Raw genomic sequence first — 8,215 nt, 5'->3', positions numbered from 1 at the left:
GACGGTTCTGACGTAGACACTGGCGACGACACTGAAGCCGAAGATGACTCGACTAACCAAGATGGCTCAGAAGTCATTTCAGGTGAAGAATCTGACACCGAAGACACGTCTGACACGGAAGAAGAGGCTCCGGCGACAGAAGAAGAGTCTGATGTTGAAGAAGACAATACGAGCAACCAAGATGGTTCGGAAGTGATCGCTGGTGAGGGCTCGGATTCTGACGACAATACCGAAGTCGAAGAAGGCTCGGACGTAGTGGTTGATGAAACAACAGATACTGAAGAAAATGCTGAGCCAGAAGAAACAGCATCGGAAGCAGAAGAGTCTGATCCTACTAGTGAAGATGATTCAACAAACCAAGATGCAGCGGATGTGATCGTAGATGAGAACACCGAGACTGAAGAGTCCACGGAAACAGAAGACGATACAACCAATCAAGACGCTGCAGAGGTGGTAACGGAAGACAACACAGATGCCGAGCCTACAGAAGAAACCGTTGCTGAAGGTGAGCCTGAAGTAAACGATGAAGCCGCCGCCGAAGATGAAACAACGACAGACGATACGCTAGTGGCGGAAACTGGCGAAGACACTGTCATTGAAGACAGTGCTGACGTCGATGTGAATGAAGAAGCGACAGCTGATGAAGATTCTGAAGCGCAAGTAAGCGAAGAAACTTCCGCTGAAGACAATGTTGAAACGACAGATGAGATCGTTGCTACAGAAGACACAGTCGTTGAAGCAGATGAAGATGCCATTGTGATTGAGCTGCCAGAGCTGGACGAAAATGACCTATCAGCGGACATTCTAACCACTAGTTTCCTAGCCGTTAGCAATACCGCAGAGAGTTCATTGGACTTCGCAGGTGATGAGGATTGGTTCGCTACTTCCTTCGCTGCGGGCTCTACTTACGATGTATCGCTCGAAAGTGAGACATTAGAAGGCGGAAACCTAGCCATTTACGATGCCGAAGGCGAACTTGCTCTGGCCCTAAGCAGCGAAGATGAGGACGGCGTTCTATCGTTCACCGCAGAAGAGTCTGGCACTTACTTTATCGGTGTTGCCGATGCGAATGCTGAAGCGACTGGCGACTACCTAGTTGGTGTACAACAGCAAATGCCTGAAGACTTTATCGCTTAAGACTCCCCTGCGAATAGATTCTTCACCAAGCCAACTCTTCGGAGTTGGCTTTTTTACGTGATCAAGTTGCGCTGTCGACGCAGTTGCTTAATAGAGCTGATCACCAAGATAACCAAAGCCATCCAAATTAGACCAAAGGTCACCAGTTTAGCGCTGCTAAAGGGTTCGTCATAAAGAAACACCGCCAGCACAAACATCGAACTTGGGCCGATGTACTGGAAAAAGCCTAATGTTACCAAGCTGACGCGATTGGCTGCCGCCGCAAAGCACATTAATGGCACCATGGTCACCGGACCTGCCGCCATCAATAACAGGCTTGATGTCCATTCCCCCTCCTGCATAAAACCAATATCCGTGCCAAACCAATGCAGTTGAAGCAATGCATAAGGCAGTAATATAGCGGTCTCTAAGGTCATTCCAGTGAAGCTGTCGACTGCAATTTTCTTACGAACAAGACCGTATAAGCCGAAACTTAACGCCAATGTCAGTGCAATCCAAGGCAGGCGACCAAACTGCACCACTTCAAACACCACAGCCAATAAACACAACCAAGCAGCTAGTTGTTTCGGTCGATCTAAACGATCTTTAAAAAAGATCATGCCTAAGACGATACTCACCAGTGGATTGATGTAATACCCCAAACTGGCACTCAGTAATTGGTGACTGTTCACCGCATAAATATAGGTGCCCCAGTTCAAGGCGATCAACAAAGCAGATACCAACATGGCAAGTAGCACACGCTTGCTCAACGCTGCCTTAAGATCGCGCCATTTGCCAAGCACAAGCAGCAACACAACAACGATCACAAAAGACCATAGAATCCGATGCGAAAGAATATCTAGCGCAGGAACATGATCAATGGTTTTGAAATACAGAGGGGCAAACGCCCACAGTAAATAGGCCGAGACACCATAAAGAATGCCCGACTTCGTCGCCGAATCCATAGTTGACATTATTCTTATTCTCTCTTGATCTTGTTAAAAAGCAGCAGAAATAGAACTTCTTACCTTGCGCTGGGGCCTATAGCCTTTAGTCTTGCGCCTGTTTCAGTTCCGCTATGGTTTGTTCAATACACAGTGTTAATTGCGCCATTGTTTCTTGTATGAGGTCCACGTCGTTGTCCCGCGCACCGGCTTCCAAGGTACGCAGCAAACAAGACAATTGCACCGCCCCTAGAGCGTCAGCATCCCCCGCCAAACGGTGCGCAATTTCTGCCATCTCATAGTCATCTTGTTCACGTTGCATTTGCTTAAGCTCACTTAAGCCTAATGCCATGGAAGACTGCAGGTGAGTCACAAGTGTTGCCAATCGTTGCCCCCCTAAGGCTGAGCGATGCGACTGAATCAGCTCCATATCCAAGAGCGCTGAAACCTCTTTCGACGGATCGACTGCCATCGGCTCGGTGACATGGGAGCGTAATACCTGATGCAGCCGATCTTGCTTAAACGGCTTCGGCAACACGGCTTTGATGCCTGCTTCGTGACATTGCTGGACCTTACTAGGCTGCACATCCGCCGTGAGCGCAACGATGGGCGTCATTTGGTTATAACCCGGCGTTGCTCGGATGCGTCGCGCCACGTCTAAGCCACTCATGTTTGGCAAATGAATATCCATTAATATCAGATCAAAGCGCTGCCTTTGCACCGCATTCAGCGCTTCAGCGCCTTCTTGCGCCAAGGTCACCTGATGCCCGTCCTGCATCAGGATCTCTGTGGTTACCGCCTGATTAATGGGAGTGTCTTCCACTAGCAAGATGTTCATTGGCGGCAAGGCAGGCAAGCTTGTTTGATCATGAGAAAGGACTTCTGGCTCACCTAAATCGGCTTTGAGCGGCACATAGAACCAAAACAAACTGCCGCGCCCCTCCTCGCTGGACACGCCGATCTCACCTTGCAACACGCTCACTAATTGCGCGGTAATCGCAAGCCCAAGACCGGTTCCACCAAAACGGCGGGTGATGCTGTCATCTGCTTGGCTAAAACGTTCAAAGATTTGCGTTTGGTAGTGTTCCGGAATACCAATGCCCGTGTCTTCTACTTCGAAAAACACGCCATCGCTGTGATCTGGGTCGTTTGCCGGCATAACACTAATCGTGATGGTGCCCGCTTGGGTGAACTTGATGGCATTCGAGACTAAGTTCGACAGAATCTGACGCAGTGCGCCTGCACCACCGTAATAACGCTCTGCTAATGCATCACTGATCTGTACCTTGATGTCACTTTGTTGCGCTTGCGCTTGGGCGGCAAACAAAAGACAGGTTGCGTCGACCAATTCACGGATCGAAAAGGTGCTGATTTCGGGGCGATACATGCCTTCTTCTAGGCGGGCATAATCCAGCAAGCCATTTAATATCTCTAGTAACGCATCACCGGATTGATAAATGGCATTCAGCTTATCCTGTGCGGCGGAATCAGGATTATGTCGCTGCAACAGTTCGACCGTTCCTAAAATGCCATTCAGTGGCGTTTTAATCTCATGACTCATGGTCGCTAAGAATTGGCTTTTTGCTAGGTTGGCCTGCTCCGCGGCTTCTTTGGCATCTTGTAATCGCTGTGTTCGACGGGCAACTTGCTCTTGCAACTGATCACGGTGATAGCGTAACTCTGCTTCAATTTGATCTTTCTGTTTGATGTCTTCCAGAATTGCTTCACGCATGTCATTCAGAGCATTGACGACGGAGTCCAATTCATCGTCGGTGGACGTTTTTTTCTTATAAGGCAAGATGAGCTGTTGTTTTAGATTCCCCGCTCCGATGCGCCGAGCATAGCGAGACATATATTCCAGATGGCGAGTCACCATAAAATGCACAATGAGCAGCAATAACAGACCATTAATCAGCACTAAGCCACTCTGAAATAAGGCAATCTCAAGGGCTGAGCGCAATAAACGCGACTGGATAGCGGCCATATCGTGATACACCGTCAGCTCGCCCAATAGACGATCTGTCTGATGACCGGTTCGATCAATGTAATAAATATCAAAGGTCGTACCGTAGGCTTGCGCCAGATTTTCAGGCGCATCGCCCACCACGATGTCTTCTCCCCAATCTACCGCGTGAAGCATAACGGCATTGACGTTGGAGAAGTTCATAATGCCTTTAAGCTGTAGCAATAATTGCTCACGATCCAAGTCCCATAGGCCTTTGCGAATCCCCTCTATATGAGAGGAGGTAATAAAATCCGTTTGCTGTTGTAATGCCACCCGCTCACGGCGGTATTCGTTGTAGACCTGTATGCTGGTTGACACCAGCGCCAATAATAGACTTAGGGTAATCAGCTGGATAAAGATTCGATAAGCCAGCGGATGGGCTTGCTTATAGCCGATCATTTTATGAAACCAAGACGACTGACTCATGGAAGCCCCTGACGCAGAGGCATTCGAGCCATGGTTTGTAGATAGAGGGCACGTTGTTGGCGAACCCCCTCAGAGACAAACGTGGCATCGGATAAGAGCTCAGCCAACGCTCGATTTAATTCGGGATACCACTGCATTAGCGGGGATTTTTTAGAGATGCCCACATACCAATAATCGCTCACATCCGTCGCCGTTGAACCAATCTTTTCGGTTAACCCTAGGGCATCGATTTGTAATTGCCCAGAAAGCCTGCCCATCGGCACCACATCTAAACGATTATCCGCGAGCTTTAATAAATTTTGGTGTTGACTCGATACCCACTCAAGACTCAAATATTGATTCAAAGCCGCGTCCGCGCGATCACCAAAACTGTCCCCCATCAACACGCCGACCCGAAGCCCAGTGAGACTTTCCCACCCTTGAAATTCGACTGGCTGGTTCGCAGGGTAAAATAAGTTGATGTCTTCTTTAACAATCGGCGTATCGAGATAAGCCATATACTGAGCACGTTGCTCGTTACGAAACCCAGTCAGCACATCCACATTGCCCAACTCTATTTCCTTTAAACAGCGCTGCCAGTTACTGTTTTGCTGATCATCCACCGTAATGCCAAATCTGGTCATCAAGGTGCGTACCACCATTGCATTGACACCCTCTACGCGTCCACTAGGGGCAATCCAAGAGTTCGGTGGGTAAGCAGTTGTGCCACACAGTCGCACCGTTAAATGGGTGGCTTGGGGCGCTGGACTCTGTGATTCAGCCGCCCAAATCGCAGCATTTGATAACAAAAGACTTAGCGCGAGGATTACGGCGCGCATGGTTCATCTTCGGTTGAGGACTGACTAAATAAATAGCCAACACCATGAACGGTGATGATCATTTGAGGGCAGTTAGGATCTTCCGCTAATTTGCGGCGAATTCGGCCAATCAATACGTCAATGGTACGGTCGGTAGCGTTCCATGTGCGGTTTTTAATACGATCCATTAGCTGATCACGGGTCAATGGCGTCCCTTCGTTTTCCATCAGCGTCAGCAATAACTGGAACTCGCCTTCGGTTAGCTGCGTAACCGAGCGGTCGGACTTCAGCAGTACACGACGCGATGTGTCCAGTTGCCAAGGCCCTAAATTACGCACCACGATCTCATCGCTAGGTTTATCAAGAGCACGCTGGGCCTGTACTCGGCGGATGAGGTTTTTACCTCGAGCGAGAATTTCGCGAGGATTAAACGGCTTACTTACGTATTCATCCGCACCACATTCGAGGCCAATAATGCGATCTATTTCATCTTGTTTGCCTGTCACCAGAATAATGCCGATCTCGGAGCGAGAGCGCAGTTCTCGGGTCAGTGTTAGGCCATCTTTACCGGGCAAACGAATGTCCAGCAGCACCAAATCAAACTTATCTTCAGCAAGACGCTTCTCCGCCGCTTCGGCCGTTTCCACCCCTTCGGCGCTGTAGCCTTCCGCGGCAAAGTAGCTTTGTAATGTTTCACGAGTGACGCTTGAGTCGTCCACTACTAGAATTTTGATTTCCGATGTCAGCATGGTCTGATTACTGTTTCACAATAGAAAAGAAGCGTTGGTCATAATGCCGTCATGCGGCTGTGATGAAATAGGACTATAACAACTCAGGTGCTAAAAGATAAGCGTCACAATCAGCGCCATTTGTGAACAAGATGTAAACATGAAGCCGAGTTGTAAACACACCACCCACACATGTAGAAAGCAGATCAATGGAGCACATCGAAGCGTAAAAATGCGTTCTCAGTGACTGCGCAATCTATTACCTCTCACGCCTCACCAGCAATCACACCCGTTAACTTTTGCTTCATATTGGTGCACACCAGCCCAGTCGGCTCTTACAAAGCAGACACTTGATTTTCCAAGCGCTTAAATCAGGGGGACAGAAGGCTCATTTTGGTGCAAAGTCCGTCAACTATTCGCTTGAATCTGTACGGTTCAGTTCACTCTATGCCCAAGGCAAATATCTTTGCCAAGCGCCTTTCTAGGCCCATAAATCCCTCTGATATGGACTTTTTCGCGTCACATTGTTCATACAAAGTATTACGACCTGTTTGAGAAATACTGGCTCCGAGTTGTTAAAACTTGACCTTACAAAAATGCGTCGAGCTGTTTATCGAACAGTTCAACCCCCAATAACAAGGTAAGGAACAGGTAGGATTTATGGCGAATAAGGTGCAAACACCGAGCTTTGGTCTGGCATTGATTCCCGTCGTACTGACGCTAATCATTCTGGGCATTCAGATTTTCTATTTCGGCGACTTCACGCCACACATTCCATTAGCCATTGGAGTGGCGATTACTGGCCTTGTCGGCATTAAGCTGGGCTTTAAATGGAAAGACATTGAGAAAGGCATGTTGCATGTTGTTTTCGTAGGTCTTCCTTCCATCGCTATTTTGATTCTTGTGGGCATGATTGTCGGCGTTTGGATCGCCAGTGGTACCGTCCCAACGCTGATTTATTACGGCCTAACTATCCTTTCACCGCAGATTTTCCTAGCGGCAGCCATGATCCTCTGTTCGGTGGTATCGGTTTCTCTTGGTACATCTTGGGGTACGGTCGGTACGGTTGGTCTTGCATTGATGGGGATTGGCGCAGGCTTTGATATTCCCATGTATTGGACGGCTGGTGCGGTTGTCTCTGGTGCGTTCTTTGGTGACAAGGTGTCGCCTCTTTCAGATACCACAAACCTTGCCCCAGCGGTCACTGGTACCGATTTGTTCTCTCACATTAAGAACATGATGCCTACCACCATCCCTTCTATGCTGATCGCATTGGTGATTTACCTTGTTGCAGGCTTTACTCTGATCGGTGATGGCAGCGCCTCATTTGATCGTATTACGTCCATCACTTCTGCCCTTCAGGCTAACTTCGATATCTCAGCTTGGTTGCTGCTGCCTGCTCTAATCGTCATTGTGCTTGCGATTATGCGTATGCCGCCACTGCCATCGCTTTTTGCTGGTGTGGTAGCTGGTGCAGTTACCGCCATGTTTGTTCAAGGCGCTAGCCTGTACGAAGTGTTGACGTTTGCCAACAGTGGTTACTCAATCGAAACCGCATCGGCTGAGATTAACAGCCTACTAAACCGTGGCGGTGTACAGTCAATGATGTGGACCATTTCGATGATTCTGATCGCGTTGGCTTTCGGTGGTGCGCTTGAGAAGACAGGCTGTCTAGAAGCCATCATTAGCGCTATTATGTCCAAAGTACGTACCTTCCGTGGCCTACAAACCTCGGCTACCTTTACATCAGTAGCGACGAACCTTGTCGCTGGCGACCCGTACTTGTCGATCGCGCTGCCAGGCCGTATGTACGCTCCTGTTTACCGTGGCATGAAGTACTCAACACTGAATTTGTCACGCGCGACAGAAGAAGGCGGCACATTGATCTCTCCTTTGATTCCTTGGAACGCAGGTGGTGCTTTTGTCATCACTGCCCTAGGCCTAAGCATCGGTGATGGTAACTTTGAAAACCTTCTATACATTCCATTGGCGTTTGCATGTTGGATCTCGCCAGTATTGGGTCTGTGCTACGCACAACTAGGTTTGTTCTCACCAAAAGCCACTGCTGAAGAGCAAGAGGAATGGAAGAGACAAGGCGAAACCATCACAACATTTGATGACGCTGGTGAAGCTAACTCTTACACCGCCGGTGAAGCCTACGCCATGAAATAATCGCGTCTAAAACCAAAAAACCCCCGC

At 48.8% G+C, this 8,215-nt stretch carries 6 protein-coding genes; 2 read left to right on the top strand and 4 right to left on the bottom strand.

Annotated elements, in window-relative coordinates; all coding sequences use genetic code 11:
* The coding region (locus ASC49_RS11550) for a midas domain-containing protein (protein WP_072242098.1) at window positions 1-1,137 on the top strand (1,137 nt) is incomplete at its 5' end.
* Between the two features lie 53 nt (window positions 1,138-1,190).
* Here the strand turns inward: ASC49_RS11550 and rarD are convergent.
* The 4 genes from rarD to ASC49_RS11530 form a co-directional block, all read right to left on the bottom strand.
* The gene (gene rarD, locus ASC49_RS11545; protein WP_342667534.1) at window positions 1,191-2,090 is read right to left on the bottom strand and encodes an EamA family transporter RarD; all 900 of its coding nucleotides are present in this window, start codon (window positions 2,088-2,090) and stop codon (window positions 1,191-1,193) included.
* A 76-nt stretch (window positions 2,091-2,166) separates the two neighbouring features.
* Window positions 2,167-4,491, bottom strand: a complete 2,325-nt coding sequence (locus ASC49_RS11540; RefSeq protein ID WP_055463405.1) for an ATP-binding protein — start codon at window positions 4,489-4,491, stop codon at window positions 2,167-2,169.
* Window positions 4,488-5,309 (bottom strand): substrate-binding periplasmic protein, encoded by an 822-nt coding sequence (locus tag ASC49_RS11535; protein ID WP_055463404.1) that lies wholly within the window; start codon window positions 5,307-5,309, stop codon window positions 4,488-4,490. The genes ASC49_RS11540 and ASC49_RS11535 overlap by 4 nt, the downstream gene beginning before the upstream one ends.
* Window positions 5,297-6,037, bottom strand: coding sequence for a response regulator (locus tag ASC49_RS11530; RefSeq protein WP_055463403.1), 741 nt, complete (start codon window positions 6,035-6,037; stop codon window positions 5,297-5,299). The genes ASC49_RS11535 and ASC49_RS11530 overlap by 13 nt, the downstream gene beginning before the upstream one ends.
* Window positions 6,038-6,676: 639 nt before the next feature.
* On the opposite strand from ASC49_RS11530, the gene nhaC reads away from it, so the two are divergent.
* Complete coding sequence (nhaC, locus tag ASC49_RS11525; RefSeq protein ID WP_055463402.1) at window positions 6,677-8,188, top strand: Na+/H+ antiporter NhaC; 1,512 nt, start codon at window positions 6,677-6,679, stop codon at window positions 8,186-8,188.
* The last annotated feature ends 27 nt before the right edge of the window (window positions 8,189-8,215 follow it).

This window comes from Marinomonas fungiae (genome assembly GCF_001418205.1).
GTDB classification, from domain to species: domain Bacteria; phylum Pseudomonadota; class Gammaproteobacteria; order Pseudomonadales; family Marinomonadaceae; genus Marinomonas; species Marinomonas fungiae.
Note: the sequence above shows the minus strand (reverse complement) of the source record. Positions and strands in the feature narration are given on the sequence as shown.

Excerpts from the sequence above, each read along its gene's own strand:
- rarD (WP_342667534.1), bottom strand. The coding sequence starts at position 2,090 with ATGTCAACTATGGATTCGGCGACGAAGTCGGGCATTCTTTATGGTGTC.
- ASC49_RS11540 (WP_055463405.1), bottom strand. The coding sequence starts at position 4,491 with ATGAGTCAGTCGTCTTGGTTTCATAAAATGATCGGCTATAAGCAAGCC.
- ASC49_RS11535 (WP_055463404.1), bottom strand. The coding sequence starts at position 5,309 with ATGCGCGCCGTAATCCTCGCGCTAAGTCTTTTGTTATCAAATGCTGCG.
- ASC49_RS11530 (WP_055463403.1), bottom strand. The coding sequence starts at position 6,037 with ATGCTGACATCGGAAATCAAAATTCTAGTAGTGGACGACTCAAGCGTC.
- nhaC (WP_055463402.1), top strand. The coding sequence starts at position 6,677 with ATGGCGAATAAGGTGCAAACACCGAGCTTTGGTCTGGCATTGATTCCC.